At 45.2% G+C, this 23,296-nt stretch carries 19 protein-coding genes; all 19 read right to left on the bottom strand.

The genetic code is table 11. The features are described 5' to 3' along the window. Positions 1–44: 44 nt before the first annotated feature. A complete protein-coding gene (locus tag T357_RS0104310) occupies positions 45–575 on the bottom strand; it encodes a hypothetical protein (protein ID WP_031549125.1) in 531 nt (176 codons plus the stop codon). A 171-nt stretch (positions 576–746) separates the two neighbouring features. Then, positions 747–1,691 carry a 16S rRNA (cytosine(1402)-N(4))-methyltransferase RsmH gene (gene rsmH, locus T357_RS0104305; RefSeq protein WP_031549122.1) on the bottom strand — a complete coding sequence of 315 codons (945 nt, stop codon included), beginning with the start codon at positions 1,689–1,691 and terminating at the stop codon, positions 747–749. Continuing rightward, entirely contained in the window at positions 1,688–2,116 is a 429-nt protein-coding gene (mraZ, locus tag T357_RS0104300; RefSeq protein ID WP_029200249.1) for a division/cell wall cluster transcriptional repressor MraZ, read from the bottom strand. Before mraZ ends, rsmH begins: the two co-directional genes overlap by 4 nt. 773 nt (positions 2,117–2,889) lie before the next feature. Continuing rightward, the gene (ychF, locus tag T357_RS0104295; RefSeq protein ID WP_031549117.1) at positions 2,890–3,987 is read right to left on the bottom strand and encodes a redox-regulated ATPase YchF; all 1,098 of its coding nucleotides are present in this window, start codon (positions 3,985–3,987) and stop codon (positions 2,890–2,892) included. Beyond that, positions 3,987–4,712: a tyrosine-type recombinase/integrase gene (locus T357_RS0104290; protein ID WP_049962260.1), complete on the bottom strand. Its 726-nt coding sequence runs from the start codon at positions 4,710–4,712 to the stop codon at positions 3,987–3,989. Before T357_RS0104290 ends, ychF begins: the two co-directional genes overlap by 1 nt. A gap of 61 nt (positions 4,713–4,773) precedes the next feature. Continuing rightward, on the bottom strand, positions 4,774–4,893 hold the full coding sequence (locus T357_RS22305) for a hypothetical protein (protein ID WP_139297899.1): 120 nt from the start codon (positions 4,891–4,893) through the stop codon (positions 4,774–4,776). Next, complete coding sequence (locus T357_RS0104285; protein WP_031549111.1) at positions 4,869–5,099, bottom strand: hypothetical protein; 231 nt, start codon at positions 5,097–5,099, stop codon at positions 4,869–4,871. Before T357_RS0104285 ends, T357_RS22305 begins: the two co-directional genes overlap by 25 nt. A gap of 162 nt (positions 5,100–5,261) precedes the next feature. Beyond that, positions 5,262–5,492, bottom strand: coding sequence for a hypothetical protein (locus tag T357_RS0104275; protein WP_031549108.1), 231 nt, complete (start codon positions 5,490–5,492; stop codon positions 5,262–5,264). A 64-nt stretch (positions 5,493–5,556) separates the two neighbouring features. Then, on the bottom strand, positions 5,557–6,996 hold the full coding sequence (locus T357_RS0104270) for an RNA-binding domain-containing protein (protein WP_242840058.1): 1,440 nt from the start codon (positions 6,994–6,996) through the stop codon (positions 5,557–5,559). A 597-nt stretch (positions 6,997–7,593) separates the two neighbouring features. Next, positions 7,594–10,728 (bottom strand): response regulator, encoded by a 3,135-nt coding sequence (locus tag T357_RS19975; protein WP_049962259.1) that lies wholly within the window; start codon positions 10,726–10,728, stop codon positions 7,594–7,596. 129 nt (positions 10,729–10,857) lie between these two features. Further along, entirely contained in the window at positions 10,858–11,796 is a 939-nt protein-coding gene (gene lgt / locus T357_RS0104260) for a prolipoprotein diacylglyceryl transferase (protein WP_081828043.1), read from the bottom strand. An 11-nt stretch (positions 11,797–11,807) separates the two neighbouring features. Then, the gene (locus T357_RS18985) at positions 11,808–13,436 is read right to left on the bottom strand and encodes a hypothetical protein (RefSeq protein WP_049962258.1); all 1,629 of its coding nucleotides are present in this window, start codon (positions 13,434–13,436) and stop codon (positions 11,808–11,810) included. Between the two features lie 235 nt (positions 13,437–13,671). Next, the gene (locus T357_RS18980; RefSeq protein ID WP_031549097.1) at positions 13,672–15,390 is read right to left on the bottom strand and encodes an MBOAT family O-acyltransferase; all 1,719 of its coding nucleotides are present in this window, start codon (positions 15,388–15,390) and stop codon (positions 13,672–13,674) included. Positions 15,391–15,475: 85 nt separating this feature from the next. Next, the gene (gene ligA / locus T357_RS0104245) at positions 15,476–17,452 is read right to left on the bottom strand and encodes an NAD-dependent DNA ligase LigA (protein WP_031549094.1); all 1,977 of its coding nucleotides are present in this window, start codon (positions 17,450–17,452) and stop codon (positions 15,476–15,478) included. A gap of 12 nt (positions 17,453–17,464) precedes the next feature. Continuing rightward, positions 17,465–18,298 carry a pseudouridine synthase gene (locus T357_RS0104240; protein ID WP_044916082.1) on the bottom strand — a complete coding sequence of 278 codons (834 nt, stop codon included), beginning with the start codon at positions 18,296–18,298 and terminating at the stop codon, positions 17,465–17,467. A gap of 86 nt (positions 18,299–18,384) precedes the next feature. Further along, entirely contained in the window at positions 18,385–19,428 is a 1,044-nt protein-coding gene (gene queA / locus T357_RS0104235) for a tRNA preQ1(34) S-adenosylmethionine ribosyltransferase-isomerase QueA (protein WP_031549088.1), read from the bottom strand. 190 nt (positions 19,429–19,618) lie between these two features. Beyond that, a complete protein-coding gene (locus tag T357_RS0104230; RefSeq protein WP_031549085.1) occupies positions 19,619–20,596 on the bottom strand; it encodes a hypothetical protein in 978 nt (325 codons plus the stop codon). Next, a complete protein-coding gene (locus tag T357_RS0104225) occupies positions 20,589–21,638 on the bottom strand; it encodes a PspC-like choline-binding domain-containing protein (protein WP_031549082.1) in 1,050 nt (349 codons plus the stop codon). Before T357_RS0104225 ends, T357_RS0104230 begins: the two co-directional genes overlap by 8 nt. 406 nt (positions 21,639–22,044) lie before the next feature. Further along, positions 22,045–23,238 (bottom strand): elongation factor Tu, encoded by a 1,194-nt coding sequence (gene tuf / locus T357_RS0104220; protein WP_031549079.1) that lies wholly within the window; start codon positions 23,236–23,238, stop codon positions 22,045–22,047. Positions 23,239–23,296 lie beyond the last annotated feature (58 nt).

The following is a 23,296-nucleotide window of genomic DNA, read 5'->3' as shown; positions in this document are numbered from 1 at the left end:
TAAAAGGGGAAAGAATCTTTCCCCTTTTGACTTTTCTTTCATTATCAGTATTTTGGGATGTTCTCATATTGTCTTACGTACTCGCTTTCAGTCTTATCATATAAGATGGTCTGACTGTCATCAGCATAAACCATACCTAACTCCTGAGTTGCAACACGGTAGATCCTGTCAAGATCCAGTGAAGTGTCGATACTGTTCTGAAGAGCGTCGTTCTCGGACTTAAGCTTGTCAAGCTCCTGCTTCATAAGCTCTATGGAATGAATCCTCGTATTAATATTTGTCTGCAGGCGAATGTAAGAAAAGCACATTAAAAGTGTGCATGTAAGGGCTATAGCAAGAGTTGCGATAAATGGCGCATCCATCTCCACTGTCTTGTTTCTGAGTCTCTCCTGCTGAGCTCTGTACTGTTTCTCACGATCCTGTAATATCTTTTCGCGCTCAAGCGCCTTCTGTTTTTTCTGCTTTTGACGCAGCGCCTCCTGACGTCTGTCCTGTACCTTACGTACAGTATTTCCATCTACATAAGTTCTGGCTATTCTAGATGTTGTCGCTGCACCCTTACGTACTCGTGCCATAACTACTCCTCCCCTGAATTCCTAACGGTCCCTCTTACCGCATATAACAGGAACTATGTAAAAGCCATCCCTGGCTGTGCGACCAATCCATGGCCAAAGGCTGCCCTTCGGCCGGTGCCTCGTGTTTCTGTCTGATGCTAATGTCTACATGTTGTGACTCTGCTGTCCGTTTTATAAGTCTGTGTGTTTCTCGAAAATTCTGAGCTTTGCGCTCTTGGATCTGGAATTCTCCAAAAGCTCCTGTTCACTCGGAAGTATCGGCTTCCTTGTGATAACCCTGCCTTTTGATTTCCTTCCGCAGGTGCAGATCGGAAACTCCGGCGGGCAAACGCACGGCTTCTCGGCTGTGCGGAATTTGTTTTTTACTATCCTGTCCTCTAAGGAATGGAAGGTGATGATGCAAAGTCTTCCGTCTTCCTCCAGGGCATCGATCATCTTGTCGATGGAGTCCTCAAGAACATCCAGTTCCCGGTTCAGCTCGATTCGTATCGCCTGAAAGGTTCTTTTTGCGGGATGTCCCGAGGTCGCTCTAATCCTTGCGGGAATTGCTCCCGAAATGATCTCTGACAGTTCAAAGGTTGTCTCTATGCGCTTTTTCTCACGATACTGACAGATATGCTTTGCGATATTCTGTGCAAATCTATCCTCCCCATAGTTTTTGATCATGTGAAAGAGCTGAGACTCGGTGTAATCATTAACGATATCAGCTGCAGTTATGGGATTTCTGTCGTCCATCCTCATATCAAGGGGCGCATCCGCCCTGTAGCTGAAGCCTCTCTCTGCGGTGTCAAGCTGATAACTTGAAACTCCGAGGTCGAGGTAAATGCCATTGACCTTGCTGATTGAAAGATCCTGAAGCACCTTGTCGATGGCTTCATAGTTGCTTCTGACTATGGTGACCTTGTCCTTGTGGTCCTTCAGTCTTTCTGTGGCTGCCGCTATGGCATCCTTATCCTGATCTATACCGATGAGTCTTCCTTCCGATGATAACCTTTCGCATACAAGTGATGCATGTCCGCCGCCCCCCAGGGTTCCGTCTACATAGATTCCGTCCGGTTTAATGTTGAGTCCATCTACTGTTTCATGTAAAAGAACGGAATAATGTTTAAACATCAGATACCAAGACCTTCCCAGTCGGCTTCAAGAGCTTCCTCATCATCAAAATTGTACTTTTCGTTGTAAAGATCAGCGTTCCATATCTCAATGTGGTCTCCCACTCCGAGTAATGTAATGTCCTTATCGAGGTTCGCTTTGTCTCTGAGAACCGGCGGGATAAGGATTCTTCCCTGCTTATCTAACTCGCAGGTGTTGGCAGAACCGAGGAGAAATCTTTTAAGGCCTCTGGCCTTCTCGTTTGTCATAGGAAGAGCATTTAACTTGTTTTCAAGGATTTCCCACTCCTTAGCTGCATACATGGCAAGACATCCGTCCAAGCTTCTTGTAACCGTGAACTCCGTTCCGAGCTGGTCTCTGAACTTGGCGGGAATGATAAGTCTGCCCTTGGCATCTAGGTTGTGGTGATATTCTCCTGTAAATGACATATCCCTTTCCTACCACTTTCTACCACTTTCTACCACTTCTATAAATATAATGCAATTTTTTACCATCGGTGTCAAGCTAAGATACCGTAATAATGGGGGTAAAGCTTCTGAATTTTATAATAAATTTTTAGGATATTTTTATATTATTTTAGGGTTTTTTCTCCGGGATTTTTAATTATTTTAATATGGAGTTTTCGAAATTTTTACAGAATTTTGGCGGAATTGCGTGGGTTTTTGAGTGGCACGGTTGACGTGCCGGCCCTTGAACAGTGCGACCGGTTCTTTGGTGGTGGATAGTGGGGGATGTAAGAATAGTATCTTTTTTCGGGGTAAAAATCGCAAAAAAATAAGGTGGAGGGAAATCCCAGGATTTTGGGATTTTTCTCCACCGTTTTTTTGAAATGGTACGGAAAATGGAAGGGACGCGTGACGGCTCACGAAGTACTAAGGAGAAAATGCCATTTAAATGCGCTACGCGCAGGCATTTTCGCTTGATTTCGGCTTACGCCGAAACAGCCTCGTCGCCTGGGGGCATCAGCATTTCTCACGAAACGCTGATAAGGTTCGCAAGCCTAGCCACACATCCCTTCCATTTTCCTCACTTTGTATAAGGCGATAGTAGCATATTCTTAAACATTAGTTTCTCTACTAAAATCACCTTTTTTGCATACAAATGCGAAAAATACAAGAAGCAGCAAAGTGCTTTGTACACTTTACTGCTTCTAATCTCACTTTTTTAAAACTACAGGAAGTTCGGGAGTTTGCAATGCGCTTTATACGTTGAACCTGAATTCTACAACATCGCCGTCCTGCATGACGTACTCCTTACCTTCCATTCTTACAAGGCCTTTTTCGCGGGCGGCGGAGGTGGAGCCGCAATCGAGAAGGTCCTGATAGTTTATGACTTCGGCTTTGATGAAGCCTCTTTCGAAGTCGGAGTGGATCTTGCCGGCGGCCTGAGGAGCTTTGGTTCCCACTTTGATGGTCCAGGCTCTGGTTTCCTTTTCGCCGGCTGTCAGGAAGGACATGAGGCCAAGAAGGCTGTAGGAGGCACGGACGATCTTGTCGAGACCGGACTCTGTCATGCCGAGGCTTTCGAGGTACTCTGCCTTTTCGTCGTCTTCAAGCTCTGCGATTTCCTCTTCGATTCTGGCACTGATAACAAATACTCCGGAGTTGTTGGTTTTCGCATACTCGCGAACCTTCTGGACGTAGGCATTGGAAGCGCCATCGTCAGCAACGGAATCTTCGTCAACATTTGCCGCATAGATTACAGGCTTTCTGGTGAGGAGGTCGAGGGAATCTACGAAGGCGTTTTTGTCGTCGTCACCGGCGTCGTAGGAGATGGCGAGCTTGTCTGACTCGAGGTGTGCGTGAAGCTCCTCGAGGAGGGCGTACTCGGCCTTGGCATCCTTGTCGTTGTTGGCTAGCTTCTTGGTCTTTGCCATACGTCTGTCAAGGAGGTCAAGATCGGAGAAGATGAGCTCAAGGTTGATGGTTTCGATGTCTCTGATAGGATCAACGGAACCGTCTACGTGTACTATATTGCCGTCATCGAAGCAGCGGACTACGTGAACGATGGCATCTGTCTCTCTGATGTTTGAAAGGAACTGGTTGCCGAGACCTTCACCCTTTGATGCTCCCTTTACAAGTCCTGCGATATCCACGAACTGGATAACCGCCGGTGTGATCTTCTGTGAGTTGTAAAGAGCAGCCAGCTTGTCGAGGCGCTCATCCGGTACTGCTACTACGCCGACATTCGGTTCGATGGTACAGAAAGGATAGTTTGCAGACTCAGCTCCTGCCTTTGTTATTGCGTTAAAAAGTGTTGACTTACCAACGTTCGGTAATCCCACGATTCCTAATTTCATTATATTTCCTCCATGCCCGAATTTACGGGCTTTTCTTGTATTTTATTTCGGAGGTTTACGCCAATTTTACGCCAACTGGCGCAAACCCATGTCAATCCAATAAGCTCTCCCGTTCTCAAGCCTGTCTGTAAAACAAGCAGGAACTGCGGCGCATTCCTTGTCTTCTTAGCAGCTTCAACAAAACGGTCCTGCTCATCGATAGTAAGGAAGTGTATCACACCTCTCTTTTTATCCTTAGGCATCACAACACCATTAATCGGCTGCTTGGGAATAATGTCATTCATCATAGCACTTTTCAGCATTGAACCCATGCAAATATAAGTCTGATAGATTGTGCTTGTGGCATATCTACCAGACATCGCATTTATGATCTGCTGACAATGCATAGCTTTGACATCCGTAATCTTCATCTTACCTATACGAGGCTTGATATCACGTTCATACCTGTCACGATAGTTCCTTTGTGTGTTTGGCGCCAATGAGGATTTAAAAGTCCTCATCCAGTACCGATACCACTGATCAACAGTAAGAGTCTCTACTCTGCCGTCCACATCCTCATCATTATTCAGTTTTCCCAAAGCGACATATTTCTTTGCTTCTGATACTTTATCAAAGTATTTCTCATGTCGCTTACCATCTGCACCTGTATATCTGGCGGAATATTTTCCGTCTTTCCTTTGCATGACCCCAGGTCCAAGTTCTTTACCTTTCAGATCTCTACCCATACGATCAGCTCCTTTCCTTCTTCCGAAAAAGAGCCTAAGTGCAAGCAATACATTACCACAATCAGGCTCTTTTATCAATATATTGGCGTAAAGTCAAAAAGGCGAATCGCACCTCTGTAGCGCGGTTTATGTACTCTTCGAAGGGCACTCTTTTGATTAAAGTTTTCTTCCCAACATACAATACAAAATCAGTCCGATACTATTACTTTTTGCCACATTCACACACGCTCTGGCACTGGACTCAGGCATTTTAAATTCATCCATCAGCTCTTCCTTAAGTTTTTTGGAACTCACTCCCCCTTCACAACTCACAACCCAGTACGCCGGCAATTGTGATGCCAGATGCCTCAATATCTTCACAAATTTCTCATCAGTGTAATCACTCATTGCAATCCTCCTGTCCTGCATTAATATTGGCTGAAGCTTCTTTGCCTTTCATCTTGTATGTGGGACAAGATATTGGCTAATCCGAAACAAGAAAATAAAAAAGTGCAAAATAAAACCGCAGATAGTCTGCGGCATGAAAACAGGTATGGCTTTTCGGCTTTTTTACCATGCAGATTTCCTGCGATGCATTCTAGAAGCATAAAGTCTGTATATATGCGTTTCTGCAAAAAAATTGCGCTTGCAGAACATCTGCGCATTTTGCATCAAAAAAAATAACAGGATATCATAAACTTTTACAATTTTATCTATAAGTTCTTTTCTGTTGTTCCTATACTCAAGAAGCTTTGATGCAAACTCCTCGTAATAATCTACCCATTTGAATTGTTCTGTCATAATAGCACTCCTTTTTTCCACTTTCCTTACCATTTAGTATTTTTTAATTTCTAATCTGGTTTAATCACTCAATAACCTCCCAATATCCACCTTTAGTTTTACCAACTCTCTCAATAAAACCATTATTTCTCAAATAAGCAATATTATTATCAATGGCTGTAGTACTTATACCTATTATTTCTGAAAGTTCGTGTTTTGTTACATATGGATTCTGCTTGATTTCTAACAGGATTGTCTGCCTTCTGGGATTTAATATAGGTCTATCCACATCGGAATTACCAACTTTTTTACCAATCTTTTTACCAACTTCATTAAGCCTGTTAAACGGAATCGTAACCACAATTGAATTTTCTCTAAAGGTAATAGCATCCTTGCCATATGTGTCAATAATGGTAGGAACTCCTCTTCCAGACTTTTCACTAATATGCAGTTGCAAGAATATCTCCGATAATTTCTCATTAACCGGAACAGACTCACCAAGATAAAACCCTTCCATTGTCTGTGCCGGTGCCAAGGTCCCTCTGGATAATATTTCGATTCTATCAGAATAAACTGAAATCATCGGTTCATTTCCGGACACCCAATAATTATGAAGTACTGCATTAATAATAGCCTCGCGAAATGCTTTGTTATCAAACAAAGGTACTTCTTTGCGTTCAACGACTCTGTCTGTTTCATCCGCTTGTATAATATTCAAAACATCTCCATACTGGAGCAAACTATCCAACGAATAAAGAATACAATTATTGCCAAATTCTCGAACAGAAAACAAAGGCGCACTCTTCGTTTTCCCCTCAAATATTGAAACTCTGAGCGGTATATGAGAATTATCTGATAGAAGCTGGGCAAGCATATTATACTCACCGTCTTTATTTCTAAGTTTTAAGTTTTTCTCAAACGTTTCTTCTTTAAGAACTATCCCTTTTGAGCCATAATATCCAAACAGTTTGTTAAAGGTTAAGTCCTGATATTTTGCTGGAATAGTCTCTATAGTTTCTATACGCCCGTCCAAAATTTTAAAAAGCTGGATTTCACGTTTTGGATATTTCTTTATATTATTTTTTGAAGATCCAATTCTGATAAAACGAGTTTCACGGAAAGATGTGGGGATTTCCGTTGCCGGTGGAATAAGTAATGCAACTACTCTTTTACCGTTGATTTCTACCTCTTCAAAAGAAAAATTAATACTTGGAGAAAGATTTCTAGCCAAGTAATTTTGATACGGTTCTTTGTTATAGTCACAGTACTGATTAAAATTGGTTCCAACTATCTCATGAGTATCATCATTAACACCCCAAATAAAATACGCCATTTCCTGATAATGAAATGCTGCTGCATTCGACAACGCAGAAACATATTCTCCAAGCTCTTCCGGCTGAAACCAGTTCTCTTTAAATTCAAACCATTCTTGTTCATCGTCATAAGAACATAGCTCGATAATCTTATCTGTCAAACTCATAGATTTACCAACCTTTTTACCAATGTATTTACCAACCAGATTCATTATATCACATTGGTAAATAAGTTGGTAAATAAATCGGTTAGATCTAAAAAAACAAACCCTCCGCAGTTCATGTCAAATAGCAGAAGTAATTATCCATCTAATGACATACCCGGAAGGGTTTGTTTTGTATTTATCAAGGCGCTCATGAATAAGCGCGTATGCACTAAGGCTCATTTTGGGAAGTAACTATTATTATCACTTACTTATCATCATGGCCAAGTCTACCGAACTACGCCAGTACTTACGCTATCGCTACGCTAATATTTTATATTTTTTATGAAGATATGGGAATTTATGTGAAATTTATGATATTTGGGAATTCCGAAATAATAAGGCTTAAGAACTTATGGAGAGATACGTGAAATCAGGCACTGACGCCGATTCCAAGCTTCATAATTTATATCTCCTTAAAAAGTGTTGAATTTCCATATAATCCAAGCTTCTCTAATTCAAAGAAGCCCTGATACAGCGCACCTAGTGTACCATGTCAGAGCTAATTTGTACATCTTAGAGTCCTATATGACTCAAAATATGTTTGTGGTAGACGCCGTCGTCGACGAGCTGTCTTGTGGTAACAGTAATGGGGGGCTGACCCCATTACGATTCGTTTAGTATTTCGCTCATCTGTTCCCACTCGAACTCGTCTGCTGCATCAGAGAGTCGCTTTACTCTGTCTCTTTCCTTTTCCGGCAGGTTATATCTGGATAAGGATTCAAGTATGCCGGTGAGCTTGTTAAAATCGTACTCCTCTATAGCTTCCTTTATGGCGCCATAGGCTTTTTGAAGACCTGCGGGATCGATTTCTCCCATGCCTCCGGTCTTTCCTTCTTCAAAGTCATACTCATAGGACATTATCTTCTTTGCAAGAAGGAAGAGCTCCGGTACCTTTTCGTCGATGTCGGCAATGTCTCCCGCGTCCCCATCCTTCTCGAGAAGGGCACAGAGACGGCTCAGTCTCACAAAGCCAACCAGGAAGGAAGAGCTCTTGAGAGCGTGAACCTTGATGGTGAAGCCCTTGATGTCCCGGCTGTCATAAAGTGCCTGTATCTCTTCCACCGCAGCGGGGAATCTCCTGATGTACTCCTTGAGGCTCCTCACAAACATCTTGGGGCCGGCGCAGGCATTGAGAGCATGGTAAATGTCCAGCTCCTCATTCATGAAAAGGGAGGCCGGATACGGCGGGCCGGAAACATTACCCTGACCATCCGTTCTGATCTCGGCAGATCTGCCCTCTTCGTCCACAGGTTTTGCCGGAGCATCCTTAAGGTTCACAAGCTCCCTGGGAAGATACTGGATTATGGCCTCTTCAAGAAGCTGAGGCTTGATAGGCTTCGTCACATAGTCGTCGAAACCTGCCTTCAGGTACTGCTCACGGGCGCCGGTCATGGCATTGGCCGTAAGGCAGATAACCGGAACCGTAGCCCTCCAGTCCCCGAGCTTCCGAATCTCATGCAGGGTTTCGATGCCGTCCATCTCCGGCATGCGGTAGTCCAGCAGTATCAGGTCATAGCGGTTCTGCTGTATCCAGATGAGACAGTCCGCGCCGCTGACCGCCGTGTCGAGTTGAATCTCCGTTCCGTCCAGAAGCCCTTCCACCACATGAAGATTCATGGGGGCATCATCCACCACCAGAATCCTGGCCTTGGGCGCAGTGAAGCCCGGCTTGTAAACCTGATTCTGGCGTCTGTCCTTACTGATAAGAAGCGCAAAGTTACCCACCGGTGACCAGTCCACAACCTCCTGCTTCAGATTGAAGCTAAAGATTGACCCTATGCCGTAGATACTTTCCACCTCCAGATGGCTGTCCATGGCCTGAAGGAGTTTCTGGGTAATGTTTATGCCGAGGCCCGTTCCCTCCACGCCCCGGTTTCTTTTCTCCTCGATGCGGTCAAAGGCATTGAAAAGCCTGGGGATATCCTCCCGCTTGATGCCTACGCCGCTGTCGATAACATTACACCTAAGGATAACTGTGCCGGCATCATGATCCATATTGAGGAGAACCGCGCGAATCAGGATTGAGCCATAGTTTGTATACTTAATTGCATTGTTAATTATATTGAGAACGATCTGCTTCAGCCTGATGACATCGCCGCGCATGATGCAGGGAATTCTGGGATCCACCTGGACTCTCAGGTCGAGGCCCTTGTCCTGGGCACGCTTTTTCACCATGTTGAGAAGATCATTCAGAGCGGATCTGGAATCATATTCCACCGGGATAATGTTCATCTTTCCGGCTTCGATCTTTGAAAAATCAAGTATGTCGTTTACCAGGGAAAGCAGAATATTGCCGGCATCCTGGATGTTCTCGGCATACTTACGGGTCTTTGGCTCCTCGGTATCCCTGAGGATCATCTCATCCATTCCCAGGACAGCATTGATAGGGGTGCGGATCTCATGAGACATGTTGGACAGGAAATCCGACTTTGCCTTGTTGGCCTGCTCTGCAATATGGGCCATCTCGTCGTACTCGTTGGTGGTGACCTCCAGGAAATTCAGAAGTCGCTCATTAAGAGGGACTATGTCCCGTTTGCCATAGTCACTTTGGAGCTTGAAAAGATCATTCTTAACCTCCGCATTCTTTTCTCCCTCTCTCATGGCAACTGCCACCAGTGTTCCGTTCTGGATCTCTCCGTTCCCTGCAAAACCGCAGATCTCACCCATTGCATAATAATAATTAAGTCCCACACAGTTTCTGAGATAGCATTTTATTTCTTCACCACTCTTATCCTTAAGTATCATCTTATGGATATAGCACACGAAAATAAGAAGCCCCTCCGCACCGAAGGAATCAATTATCTTACTGCCGGCATCTGCTTTTCTGAGAAAGTCCTCCGGGTTTCCGTAACCAAGCCTCAGCTTGTCACCATCACGTATGCCGCCGTTGTAAAACAATTCTCCGGAGTCATTGAAATCCATAGGGATGAATATATTCTTTTCCTCATTATGGTTTGCGATAAGTGGAAATTCCCTCACGTTCTGAAGGAAATAATCATTAAGCTCCACCCCGAGGTAATGCTTGTAAATATCAACCGGAGATTGATCATCAAGACTTGTAAGGCAGATATCCGCCAGTTTATTCTTTTTGGTTTTGTCTATCTTTGCGGTAAGCTCACGACCTACCGCCTTCCATGGCAGCTGCTGGTTCATCATGATATGAAGGTTCTCACCGAAAAATGCAGCCAGGGCAATGCCTCTGTCTGTCATATGATCTGTCATGATAAAGCCTGACTGATCCTCCGGAAGCTTAGACTCCACCGGTTCTCCCGCAAGGCCTCCGAAGAAGGGCACCCCCGGGAAGGGTGCGGAAACCTTCTCCAAAAAATATCTGCTTCCTATGTCTCCGCCTATAGACATGACGCAGACACCCTTTAGGTTTTCATGTAAGTTAAGAAACTCCACCGCACGGCTTATGGCTTCCTCCCGACTTAAGCTGTTATAGTCAAGGGTACAGGTTTCCACTTCGGCTTCATCAAAATAAAAGAAGCTTATCCTTACTGTACACCTTCCATTTATGCCATCATTTACTGCCTGGGATCCCGCTATCAGTTTGATTCCCGGGTAGGCGCTTTTCAGCACTCTGCCTACCTGCTGAATCTGGATGTGCGTCGCGTTGGAGCAGCTTAAAAAGGCAAAGGTACTCCTGGCATTCTGGTAAAGGGAATACAGCTTTGCGCTTGCAAGTAATTCAAAGGTCTCACTTTCGTCATGTACGATGAAGGTCTTCTGGATCATGGTTTCTCCGTATTCGAGGGCGGCAAAAAACGCCGGACATAATGCAGCTTATCTACATTAAATGTCGGCGTTTTGGGTGATGATATAATGCTGTATGAGGATAAAAAAAGCAGCCGAGAACTTCTCTGACTAAGATCTCTGTTCGGGTTTTACTTCGCCTGCTGCAAGGGCTGCACGTTCGGCCAGGAGCACTTTGTCGGGGCCCTGCTTTTTGACTTTTGCGAAGTTGTAAATCAGGAGGCCGGCGCCCAGGATGGCGATGAAGGCGGACAATGCCTGGGATACTGCGATGTTGGTTCCCCAGAGGTAGAGGGAATCCGTGCGAAGTCCTTCGATCCAGAATCGTCCGATCCCATAGGTGAGAAGGTACTGGAATATGATCTGTCCGGTAAACTTCTTTTTGGGTGCCATCAGGAAGAAGATGATAACTGTACAAAGGTTCCACATTGACTCGTAGAAGAATGTGGGGTGAACCTGGATGAACAGTTCGTTTCCGATTTTTACTGCATGCTCCAGCACATCCTGATTCAGCATATTGGAGTTTACGATAGACTCCTTTATCCTCATAGCAAAGAGAGAATCTGTGTATCCGCCAAAGGCCTCGGTGTTGAAGAAGTTGCCCCATCTTCCCACACTCTGGCCCACCAGAAGTCCGAGAACCGCTGAATCCATCATGGAGAGGACATTGATCTTTTTTAGCTTGCAGAAAAGTGTGCAGCCGATAATGCCTACAATGATGCCGCCATAGATGGCAAGTCCACCCTGACGGATGTTCAGAATCTCATTAATATGCTGTGAATAATACTTCCACTCAAAGGCAACATAATAGGCTCTCGCACCAAGGATAGCAAAAACGATAGTGTAAAGTCCCATGTCCTGAATGTCATCCACTTTGAGGCCCCGTCGCTTGTAATCAATGCTTGCAATAAGAAATCCCAGAATCATTCCGAAGCCAATGATCATTCCATAGAAAGCTATACGGAACCCAAAGATGTGAATGTCATTTTTCAGATGCTCGATTCCCACCCCAAGGTGAGGAAAAAATATGTCAAAGTTGTCAGTATTCATTTATGTCCTTTCTATTGAAGAAATACTTTATCAGCCACCACTTCGCCGGTGTCACGAAGCTTTACAAAAATCCTTGCCACAGGGGTTGTAAGGGTTGATGCGTCCGGTTCTGTTCCCAGGGTCTGCCCGTCCAGATCATAGAAATATGCCGTCTGCCCGGGTTCTAATGTAAAGCCTTCGAATGTTTCTCCTGTTCCGGTGACGTCGGCTTCCTCTGGTTTATCGGAAACAGCTTCACCGATTTCAGTGGAATCTGTTTCTTCTGCTTCAGCACCATCCTCGCAGTTCGTTTCCCTAAAGGTACCTATGGTTATACGGTCGCCATGTTCCTTTATGAGTTTCTCGCAAACCTCATCAGGCTTATAATGCTCTGTCACCTGCAGCTCTGTTTCATATTCAGGATAGGCCGAGAGCATCAGGCAGGTCTTGAAATCCGATTGAAGCGCCAGATCTATATTGAGAGCCGGAAGATAAAACTTTGAAAAATCTTCATTCCAGTTCGCGTATTCGGAGTCCTCTCTCTTGTCCGAGAAGTCGTAACATCTCTTCAGCCATTCCCCCAGGAACAAGCTTACCTTGTATGCACCATAGGCGTTCAGATGAGCATTGGGGTCCACCAGATCAGTGTCCCAGTCAACCACGATGGAACTGAGTTTCCTGCTATTTACCTCAGCTTCGATTCCAGCCAAATCTGTATTACGCTGAATTACACCTGCACTTTCAACCTGAACGGATTCATTTCCGGTTCCAAATAAATTATCCACTGTCAGTTGCTCTTTGCCGATGCCTGTCGAATCGCCGGTGATTCCCTCCACATCGTACATCATGTCAATGACCTCAACCCCCAGCTCCTTTGCCAGCTTCATAACTCTGTTTTCAGCACGCTGGTTTTCAACCGATGCCGGATAAGGCATCCTCATGAAACAAACCTGAACCCCCGCGTCTTCACATATCTTTACAAAGCCTCTGATGTAATCGTCAGCTCCCACGGATCCTTCTGTCACATCTGAAGCCGGGACTCTGTCGATGTCCAGTGGAACGGCCACACCGTATCTTGCTTCGGAGCCGTAGTTGGTATTGAAATAATCATCACTGAAGGATTCTTTCAGGGACTGTTCGTTAACCTCATTCCATCTGCTGTGATAAACAGAAAACGGAAAAAACAGCTCCGTCATTTCCCCTGTGGATCTTCCCTTCAAAAGATCCCGAACCGCCTCAAACTTAATCCTGTTCATGGGATAGGCATCCAATGAATAATGCATAAAACTCACATCCATGTATGGCTGGTCAAATGCATACATATCGTAAATATCCAGAACCGCAAGTTTAGGCTTATGGTACTGAAGGCTCTCCCGAAGCACCCAGTAAGACATCCCAAGGGATGCCGCATGTCCCGCCAGATTATAGCTGGTTATGCCGTACTTATCCCATATCTCCATGGGCTGTATACCGCTCAGCACATGACTGGAGCCGTAAAACAGTACATCATATTCTTTTTGTTCAGAAAAAAACTTAATATATTTTTTCCGGCTCACCGTTCTTTCGGTTACCTTGTCTGCAAGGAAAATGCCTCCGAAGACCAGAACCACCACCAAAATAACGGAAAGAACCCGTTTGAAATATTTCATATTAATACCCATTCCGTCACCTTTGGCATTATAATCCCAAATACAAACAGATACCTGATAGTTCCAAGGTGTCCTCTCCCCATCTGTATAGCACAATTAGTTAGATGTACATTTAATGCATCAGATCATGTCTTAAAGTCTGTCTGATATTTCTCTCATCTATTAACACTGTTTTCCAACCGTAATTTCTTACAAATAGCCGTAATTCTTTTCGGCTCTAAAACAGGACCAGCATTCAAATCTTGTATCAGTACTGAAAATAAATAAAGCTTGACGCATTGTAGGCATTACCCCATATTCCGAAGATCAGAATAAAAAGTATGAACAGGGCAATGATAAGCTCCCGCAGAATCATTGGCCTCTGAAGAACCCACATTCCTACGGAGGCTCCGCGATATTTCACAAAATCTCCGATGAAAAGGATAACCGTGGCGAAAATCAGCAGCCGGAAATTCTTCATATCAAGTCCCAGAGAGTAAAGGTACTGGAGGCTGAACTGAGATGCTCCGAAATTGCAGCGTATCTGCTGAAGCATCATAACAGCATCCCTGAGTCCTGCTGCCCTGAAAAAGAGCCAGGCAAAATCGATGAGGCAGAAGGTGATGAGGATTCTGATAAGCTTCAGCAAAGTCATCTTGAAATCAATAAAAGCAGGGTTTTTCTTTGGATCAAGAACATCTTTATCAAAGCCGAATAAACCCAAAACTTTAATTCTTATAGGAAGAAGAAGGCTTCCGATGATCTGGTAAATTCCGTTTAAAGCTCCCCAGACAATGTAGCTCCACTGGCTTCCGTGCCAGAGACCGCTGACGATGAACACCACCATGATATTGAAGCAGCGTCTGAAAATATTGCAGCGGCTTCCTCCCAGGGGAAAATACAGATAATCCCTGAACCAGCTTGATAAGGATATATGCCAGCGGCGCCAGAAATCCTGAACCGAAACGCTGAAGTAAGGACAGTTGAAATTATCCATAAGCCGGACGCCAAGCATCTTTGCAGCGCCTGTTGCTATGGTGGAGTAACCGCAGAAATCGCAGTAAATCTCGATTCCATATATCACTGTGGCTGCCACTATGGCTGAGCCGTAAATGTTATGATACCCGGCGTAAACATTATTCACCAGGATTGCTGCACGGTCCGCAATCACCAGCTTCAGGAAAAATCCCCAAAGCATGAGAAGGAAACCTTCCGAGACACTGTCACAGTCAAAGCTCCTGGGCTTAAGGTACTGGGGCAGCAAAGCCGGCGCCCGTCCGATGGGACCCGAAAGAATGGAAGGGAAAAAGCTTACGAAAAGGGCGTAGTTGATGAAATTCTTCTCAGCCGGTATTTCTTTCCTGTAAACGTCAATAAGATACCCCGCCGACTGAAACAGAAAGAAGGAAATGCCAACGGGCATCACGATGCTGAGATGGTCCACAGACAGGTTGACGGAAAGCCTTGCAAGCAGGCCGGAGACATTATCCAACAGGAAATTCGTGTACTTGAAGAATGCAAGGAGGCCGAAAACCACAAACAAGGAAAATGCCAGGATCCGCTTTCGTTTCGAATTCACACCCTTCATACCGTGGCCGACCTCTGTCACTCCGATCTCTCCCGGATTAGCCCGGGCTGCCATGGATGTCCCACTTTCCTCTATTACGCCATGAAATCTTGTAGTCCCGTGGTCAGGCTTCCCTTGATTAATAATGGCTCCTGATCCTGAACCGGTGTACGTTTCTGTTCCTCCGCTCTCTTCGGAAACTTCCCGGGCTGCTCCTGAATCTTTCCCCAAGACAAGCCCGCATATATAGGTGAAGATGGTGAAGATCAAAAGCAAAAGACCGTACCGCGGATTCCAGCTCATGTAGAACCAGTAGCTCGAAAGAAGCAGCCAGAAATTCTGAAACCCCTTGGGCACTATATAATATATGATTAGCACGATGGGAAAAAATACCAGAAATCCCAGTGAGTTAAAAACCATGTGAATCACCCGTTACACATCTTTTACTGTTTACCGAATACCTACGGGAACTGCTTTTCTGTTACAGCATCCTTCTTATCAACTATTATATTCCGAGTATCTTCAGGAATTCCTCCTCAGTAACAATCGGAACCCCCAGCTCCTTCGCCTTCTTGTTCTTGCCGGAGGTTGAGGTTATATCGTTATTCACAAGATATGCGGTTTTTGCGGAAACTGAACCTGCTGCTCTGCCGCCTGCCTTCTCTATCAAGTCCTGAAGCTCCTTACGGTTCGAGAAATGTGTGAGTGACCCGGTGATAACCACAGACATTCCTTCAAGAGTCTTAGGGGTATCATCACTCTCATCCTGCTTTTGGATAGTCAGCTCCTGTAAAAGCCCCTGAAGCTCCGAAGTCTTCTTCTCATCTCCAAAGTACTTTACAATGTTCTCCGCAAGAACCTGTCCGATGCCCTCGATCTCGAGTAACTCCTCTACCGTAGCCTTCCGGAGTCTGTCAATGTCATTCCCGAAGAATCTGCACAGGACCTTAGCATTGGCAAGACCGATACCTGCGATGCCGAGACCGTAGATCAGTCTGTAAAGCTCGGTATTCCTTGAGTTATCAACGGCCTTTGTGAGATTCTCATAGCTCTTCTCGCCGAAGCCTTCCATGGAAACGATGTCGTCACGGTATCTGTCGAGATGGAAAACGTCGCTGTAGGTGTGAATGAATCCGTGGCCGATGAATTTTTCCAATGTCTGCTCGCTGAGGCCGTCAACATTAAGAGCATCCCGGCTCACAAACAGGGAGAAATTCTTTATCTTCTTGGCAGGGCACTCGGGGTTCCGGCAATACAGGAACTTCGCCTCATTGTCCATGCGGATCTCGGTTTCGTGACCGCAGGCCGGGCACATCTTCGGCGGCTCCAGACCACCGGTTTTTGTAAGGTTATCCGCAATCTGAGGGATGATCATGTTTGCTTTATAAACAGTCACTCTGTCGCCGATTCCCAGGTCCATGTCCTCACAATAGGAAATGTTGTGAAGGCTGGCTCTCGTAACGGTTGTGCCCTCAAGCTCCACGGGGTCAAAGATTGCCACAGGATTGATAAGTCCCGTACGGCTTGGGGACCACTCCACCTCACGAAGTGTGGTTTCCGCCTGCTCGTCGCTCCATTTGAAAGCAATGGCATTTCTTGGGAACTTGGCTGTGCGGCCGAGACTGAGGCCGTAGGCAATATCCTCGTAAATCAGAACCAGGCCGTCGGAGGGGAAGTCATTGGTCTTTATCTCCTCGGAAAACCACTGCACTGTTTCCGAAATATTATCCTTAGTAACCTTTTTATAGTCCACCACATCGAATCCGAGTTTCTTCAAAAACAGATACTGGGCTTCCCTTGAGTTTCCAAAATCCACCTCTGAGCCGTCCGCCTCCACAGCGCTTACCAGTGCAAATGCCATCAGCTCCACATGGCGGCTTTTGGTTACTCTTGCGTCAAGCTGACGTACCGATCCCGAGCAGAGATTTCGCGGGTTCTTGTATTTTGCGTCCGCTTCGGAAATGGTCTCGTTTATTTCATTAAAATGAGAATAGCTGATGATTGCTTCGCCTCTCAGAACCAGCTCTCCCTTGAAGCTTATCCTGGTGGGGACATTGTCAAATGCCTTGGCATTCTGAGTAACAACCTCACCTATCTCGCCGTTTCCTCTGGTGACAGCCTTTTCAAGCTCACCATTTCTATAGGTAAGAACTACGGTAAGTCCGTCCATCTTCCAACTGAGAAGACCAACCTTATCCTGAAGCCATGCCGCAAGATCCTCCACGGATTTTGTTTTATCGAGAGAAAGCATGGGGCTTTTGTGGGCCTCCTTTGGAAGCTCCGAAAGAACCTCGTATCCTACCCTCTGAGTCGGGGAACCGCTGAGCACAACTCCGGTCTCTTCCTCGAGAGCCTGAAGCTCGTCATAAAGACGGTCGTACTCAAAATTGGACATTATCTCATTTCCCTCAACATAGTAGACTCTTGCTGCTTCGTTCAGGGTTTTGATGAGGTCCTTCATTCTTTGGTTTGAATCAGCCATACCTTTCCTCCATCACAAATTCTCAAGATCATCCGTCACTTCACTGAGCTCGATCTCCCTGTACTGCCCGGGCTTTAAGCCGTGCAAAGTGAGATCCATGATACGGATCCTCTTAAGCTTCTTAACTTTATAGCCGTAGGCCGCGCACATTCTTCTGATCTGGCGGTTCAGCCCCTGGGTTATGACGATGTGGAACTCATGCTGTCTTACCTTCGGTGCCAATGTCATGTCCTGCCAAACCTCACAGGGCCGGGTGGTAACATTAAGCTCCTTAAGATAAACTCCATCCGCAAGCTTGTCCAGGAATTCCTTTGTAAGAGCCTTGTCGGTGGTAACCACGTACTCCTTTTCGTGATAATTCCGGGCACGGTTAATGCGGTTCACCAGATCCCCCTGATTGGTCAGAAGGATAAGTCCCTCGGACTCCTTATCAAGTCTTCCTATGGGGTAAACACGAGTGTGATAGTTGATGGCTTCTATAATATTGGTGGACTTATCCTTGTCGGAGGTTGTGCAGACAACCCCGCGAGGCTTATAGTAGGCAAGGAGCACCGGCTCAGGCTTGTCATAGTCCTTGCCGTCCCTGGAAATCTGCTCCCCGTATCTCTCCATCATCTTTGTAGATTCAGTGGCCAGAAGGAAACGCTCCTCCGGATTTTTGGCATTGGCATTTAAGGCATGGGGATTCACGCATGTTCCGTCAAGCTCGATGGAATCCGCCTCCGTAACCTGCTGTCCCATCTCCACCGGCTTTCCATTCACGGTGATACGTCCGGCCTCCACCAAACGGTCTGCCTCTCTTCTGGAGCAAACGCCAAGCTCCGATAATCGTTTATTTATTCTCATTTTATTTCCTATTTTGCTTGTTTTTTTAAACAACTCTGTTTAGACACGCAGACTACCTTCTATCGTTCTTTTGCGTGTCATACACCTTAATGTTTATCTCTAAGATCAGCGAAGAAGCAAGCGTCGCCGAAGCTGAAGAACCTGTACTTCTCCTTCACAGCGGTATTGTAAGCATTAAGCACATGCTCCCTTCCGGCAAATGCTGACACCAGCATCACAAGCGTAGACTCCGGCAAATGGAAGTTTGTGATAAGGGCATCCATGCACTTGAACTTGTAGCCCGGGTAGATGAAAATGTTTGTCCATCCGGATGTTGCGGGCATGGTTCCGTCCGGAAGTGCCGCAGACTCAACGGTTCTGCAAGAGGTAGTTCCCGTGCAGATGACTCTGTGTCCCTCGGCGTGGGCCTTGTTTATCTTGTCCGCCTCGGACTGCTCCACAACATAGAACTCGCTGTGCATATGGTGCTCCTCGATCTTCTCAGCCTTGACCGGTCTGAAGGTTCCCAGACCGACATGCAAAGTAACGTGGGCGATCTCCACACCCTTCGCCTTCACCGCCTCCAGAAGCTCTTTGGTCCAATGCAGACCTGCTGTAGGCGCAGCGGCTGAACCGTCATTTTTTGCATAAACGGTATTATATCTTTCTCTTTCCTTTAACTGGTGATGAATGTACGGAGGAATAGGCATTTCCCCAAGCTTGTCCAAAACCTCTTCCCAGATTCCGTCAAACTCAAAGCGAATGATTCTGTTTCCGTCATCTATCGTTTCAATGACTTCACCTCTCAGTAGTCCATCACCGAAGGAAACTCTGGCACCGTTTCTCATTTTCTTTCCGGGCTTTACGAGGCACTCCCAGTCTGTGGCAGACTTTCTCTGTAAAAGCAGTACCTCAACATGAGCTCCGGTCTCCTCCTTGACACCGTGAAGTCTTGCGGGGATAACCTTTGTATCATTGATGACAAGGCAGTCTCCCGGCTGAAGGTAATCGATTATATCGTAAAAGTGTTTATGTTCAATGTCTCCGGTATTCTTGTCCATCACCAGTAGCCTTGAGTCTGAACGCTTCTCAAGCGGGTCCTGAGCGATGAGCTCTTCCGGCAGGTCATAGTAAAAATCTTTTGTATCCATTTCTAAATCTCCTTTGTTATGGGAACAGTCTCACGACAAATTCAATATATTATATACTACATGGCGGCATCTTGCCACTAAAAAACCGACCACCCTATCGTTAGATTTCGGACTAACTCAAGGGTGGTCAGTTTAATGTCTAAAGCTAAATAACTTTGAAAACCCAGCTAAACTCTTGTAATCCCTTCTGTTATTGACTCTGGCTTTCTGTTTCAGAAGTATTCTCAATTACTGCGCCAGTCTCTGTACCAGCCTCATTCTCCGCTTCAGTTTCCTCGGCGGCTTCTGTTGCGGGTTCGGTGACTACTTCGTTGCCGTCGATGGCAATGAGGGAAACCTGGCTGTCGATGGCTTCCTGGCTGTCGGTGTAGATACGACCGCTCTGGAAAGCGTCATAGATTACTGCCAGACGCTCATCGCTTGTTATTGCCTGAAGGAGATTTGAGTTTGTTGTATTGATCAGCTCCTGAACTTCTTCATGACTTGTAATATATTCATTTACAAACTTTGTCTGATCCGGGCTCAGGTTCTCGATAATCTCGAACTGGTTGGAATCATTTACTTTAACATAGCAGTACATGATTCCCGGTGCCAATGTATCGACTCTTCTGAATTTCACATCATAGGTCACGAATACAAGTCGTGAATTTTCTTCAAGAGCATTTACGGCATACTGCCTTATGTTTGAGTAGGATTCAATGTAGCCTGCCTGAGTCTGAAGCTGGGATTTCAGAAGCTCACTCTGTTCAGGAGTCTGATTGGTGACTCCCGTCAATTTGTAAAGAGTATCTACGTCCGAATTCAGGCGTGCATCGAAAAACTTTTCAAAAAATGCAGTCAGATATTCATCATGATATTCACGAACTATTGTCGGATCTTCAGTCTCCTCCACTGTAGTCTCGGGAATAGCTGCTGTTTCAGTTTGTGGTTTTGTAGTATTATCTGCCTTTACCTCTGTGGACGGATCTCTGTCAAGTATCACTATGATGATCATCAAAACGATCACGATAGCCGGAATAACAAGCATTCCCTTCAGCTCATCGATGTCAAAAACATCATTGTGCATAGCCGTATGGCGACGTCCTTTTCTTGGCTCAATATTCTCATCAGCCGATTTTTCTTTAAGCACCTTATCGACATCGTTAAGGTCTCTAAGCTTCTTATCCATTTGTTAATGCTCCATCTGCTCCGTAGTAATATCCGTTTACCCAGTTGTTCTGAACTCTGGAACCGTCCTGCTGGATATAATAGAATTTGTTATCAACTACAATGATTCCAGGTCCCTGTAAAACGCCATCATTTGTATTGAAATAATACCACTTATTATTCATCATGTACCATCCGGTACACATCTTTCCATCAGCGCCAACATATCTCCATCCATTGGCCTCAAGCACCCAGGTATTAACCTCGAGATATCCTGAAGGATTAAAATGATAGTAAGCTCCGTCTATTAGTCTCCAACAGCTAACGGGATAAGTACCGTCATCATAAAGATACCACATGCCCGCCTGATCGAACTGCCACCCGGTTTTAAGATATGTAAATGCTGACACATACTTAGTGTTGGCAACAGTTGATGAAGAACTGTAAACATTATTGGTTGTTGGGTTCATGGCATTCGGATCACCGAGTTTTGTCAGACCTGTTGCCGCAAGGTTGCCTGCCATGGGACCATAAGTTGCTGTATTGTATAAGGTTCCTTCGCTGTTATAAGCAGTATTTCCACCGGTATAATTTGTTGTATAGATAACGGTGCCTGTGCCGCTGGGACTGACATTGGAAGTATATCCTGAGCCTCCACCGGGGTGAGATCCTGAATTTCCTATATCATCACTTGTAACAGTAACATGATCACTTGCAGAAGACCATGAATGCCATTTATTATTTACATCCTTCATTCTGACTTTCGCATAGTAATATCCCTTACTGCTAACACTTATTTCTACGCTTGTGTCATCACCATCTACAGTTTTTGCAGATCCTGATTTTGAATCATTACTATTCAAATTTTCAGAATTTTTCACTTTATACAGCTGAACCTGGTACTTATCAATTCCATCAAAATCAGGTGCATTCCATGAAATTGTAAGATCACTTCCGCTTTTATCGATGGTAACGCCTGTTGGGGTATCTCCCGCAAAAGCCAAAAATGAAAACATGGCACTCATAGCTGCTGCCACAATTAAAGCCCTCTTCATTAATTTCATACGCTACTCCTCTGTAAAAAAGGTATTTCGCCGTTTTATTATGACATACCGCTGTCAATACCTCCGGCTTTATCCTATACCAGTCTGCCTATCAAAACCAGCAGGATTTAACAGTTTTGATATATGAGACAAACTACAAATATACATAGTTTTACACATATAGTTTACAATATCCCACTATAAGAAAAAAGGCTAAAGTCATGTCGCTTTCTTTACTTTCCCCTTATTAATTTATTAATCTAACGTATGACGATTCTTGGGTTGACTCTAAACTCCATTTCCTCAAGATAAGTTAAATGAGTAAACAATAATTGATGTTTACGAATAATATTGTTCAAAAAAAGAGCGTAGAGAAAATCTCTACGCTCTTTTGAAAATTCATCTAGTGATACTAGGAATCGAAGAATTACTCTGTGATAGAAACAACTCTTCCAGATCCTACTGTTCTACCACCCTCACGGATAGCGAAACGAAGACCCTCTTCCATAGCTACAGGGTGGATGAGCTCTACACTCATCTCTGTGTTATCACCAGGCATGCACATCTCTGTACCCTCTGGAAGGTGGCAAACACCTGTAACGTCTGTTGTTCTGAAATAGAACTGAGGTCTGTAGTTTGTGAAGAAAGGAGTATGACGTCCACCTTCATCCTTTGTAAGTACGTATACCTGAGCAGTGAACTTGCTGTGGCACTTTACTGAACCCGGCTTGCAGAGAACCTGACCTCTCTCGATCTGATCACGGTTGATACCACGAAGGAGAAGACCTACGTTATCACCAGCCTGAGCATCATCAAGAGTCTTACGGAACATCTCGATACCGGTTACAACAGTCTTCTGAGTCTCCTCAGAAATACCTACAACCTCAACTTCATCGTTAAGGTGAAGAACACCACGCTCTACACGGCCTGTAGCAACAGTTCCACGACCTGTGATTGTGAATACGTCCTCAACAGGCATAAGGAAAGGCTTATCTGTCTCACGTGCAGGAGCAGGAATGTACTCATCAACCTGCTTCATAAGCTCAAGAATCTTGTCGCCCCACTCACTCTTAGGATCCTCAAGAGCCTTAAGAGCTGAACCCTGAACTACAGGAATCTCATCGCCTGGGAACTCATACTCGTTAAGAAGGTCTCTGACCTCCATCTCTACGAGCTCAAGAAGCTCAGGATCGTCAACCATATCGCACTTGTTAAGGAATACAACGATAGCAGGAACACCTACCTGACGAGCAAGAAGGATATGCTCTCTTGTCTGAGCCATAACACCATCAGTTGCAGCAACAACGAGGATAGCACCATCCATCTGAGCAGCACCAGTGATCATGTTCTTTACATAGTCAGCGTGGCCCGGGCAGTCAACGTGAGCATAGTGACGGTTCTCTGTCTCATACTCAACGTGTGCAGAGTTGATAGTGATTCCTCTTTCTCTCTCTTCCGGAGCCTTATCGATCTGATCGAAAGGAACAGCTGGATCAAGTCCAAGTCTGTCAGCGAGAACTGCTGTGATAGCAGCTGTAAGAGTTGTTTTACCGTGGTCTACGTGACCGATGGTACCGATGTTAACATGTGGCTTAGTTCTTTCGAAATGTGCCTTTGCCATTTTTCAATTCCTCCTGGAAAATGTAATACAACGAATATCATGTCAAGCACCATGCATG

It is taken from the genome of Oribacterium sp. FC2011 (genome assembly GCF_000701645.1).
In the GTDB taxonomy this organism is placed as follows: domain Bacteria; phylum Bacillota; class Clostridia; order Lachnospirales; family Lachnospiraceae; genus Oribacterium.
This window is presented reverse-complemented; position numbering and strand designations above follow the sequence as displayed.

Excerpts from the sequence above, each read along its gene's own strand:
- T357_RS0104310 (WP_031549125.1), bottom strand. The coding sequence starts at position 575 with ATGGCACGAGTACGTAAGGGTGCAGCGACAACATCTAGAATAGCCAGA.
- mraZ (WP_029200249.1), bottom strand. The coding sequence starts at position 2,116 with ATGTCATTTACAGGAGAATATCACCACAACCTAGATGCCAAGGGCAGA.
- ychF (WP_031549117.1), bottom strand. The coding sequence starts at position 3,987 with ATGAAATTAGGAATCGTGGGATTACCGAACGTTGGTAAGTCAACACTT.
- T357_RS0104290 (WP_049962260.1), bottom strand. The coding sequence starts at position 4,712 with ATGGGTAGAGATCTGAAAGGTAAAGAACTTGGACCTGGGGTCATGCAA.
- T357_RS0104285 (WP_031549111.1), bottom strand. The coding sequence starts at position 5,099 with ATGAGTGATTACACTGATGAGAAATTTGTGAAGATATTGAGGCATCTG.
- T357_RS0104275 (WP_031549108.1), bottom strand. The coding sequence starts at position 5,492 with ATGACAGAACAATTCAAATGGGTAGATTATTACGAGGAGTTTGCATCA.
- T357_RS0104270 (WP_242840058.1), bottom strand. The coding sequence starts at position 6,996 with ATGAATCTGGTTGGTAAATACATTGGTAAAAAGGTTGGTAAATCTATG.
- T357_RS19975 (WP_049962259.1), bottom strand. The coding sequence starts at position 10,728 with ATGATCCAGAAGACCTTCATCGTACATGACGAAAGTGAGACCTTTGAA.
- lgt (WP_081828043.1), bottom strand. The coding sequence starts at position 11,796 with ATGAATACTGACAACTTTGACATATTTTTTCCTCACCTTGGGGTGGGA.
- T357_RS18985 (WP_049962258.1), bottom strand. The coding sequence starts at position 13,436 with ATGGGTATTAATATGAAATATTTCAAACGGGTTCTTTCCGTTATTTTG.
- T357_RS18980 (WP_031549097.1), bottom strand. The coding sequence starts at position 15,390 with ATGGTTTTTAACTCACTGGGATTTCTGGTATTTTTTCCCATCGTGCTA.
- ligA (WP_031549094.1), bottom strand. The coding sequence starts at position 17,452 with ATGGCTGATTCAAACCAAAGAATGAAGGACCTCATCAAAACCCTGAAC.
- T357_RS0104240 (WP_044916082.1), bottom strand. The coding sequence starts at position 18,298 with ATGAGAATAAATAAACGATTATCGGAGCTTGGCGTTTGCTCCAGAAGA.
- queA (WP_031549088.1), bottom strand. The coding sequence starts at position 19,428 with ATGGATACAAAAGATTTTTACTATGACCTGCCGGAAGAGCTCATCGCT.
- T357_RS0104230 (WP_031549085.1), bottom strand. The coding sequence starts at position 20,596 with ATGGATAAGAAGCTTAGAGACCTTAACGATGTCGATAAGGTGCTTAAA.
- T357_RS0104225 (WP_031549082.1), bottom strand. The coding sequence starts at position 21,638 with ATGAAATTAATGAAGAGGGCTTTAATTGTGGCAGCAGCTATGAGTGCC.
- tuf (WP_031549079.1), bottom strand. The coding sequence starts at position 23,238 with ATGGCAAAGGCACATTTCGAAAGAACTAAGCCACATGTTAACATCGGT.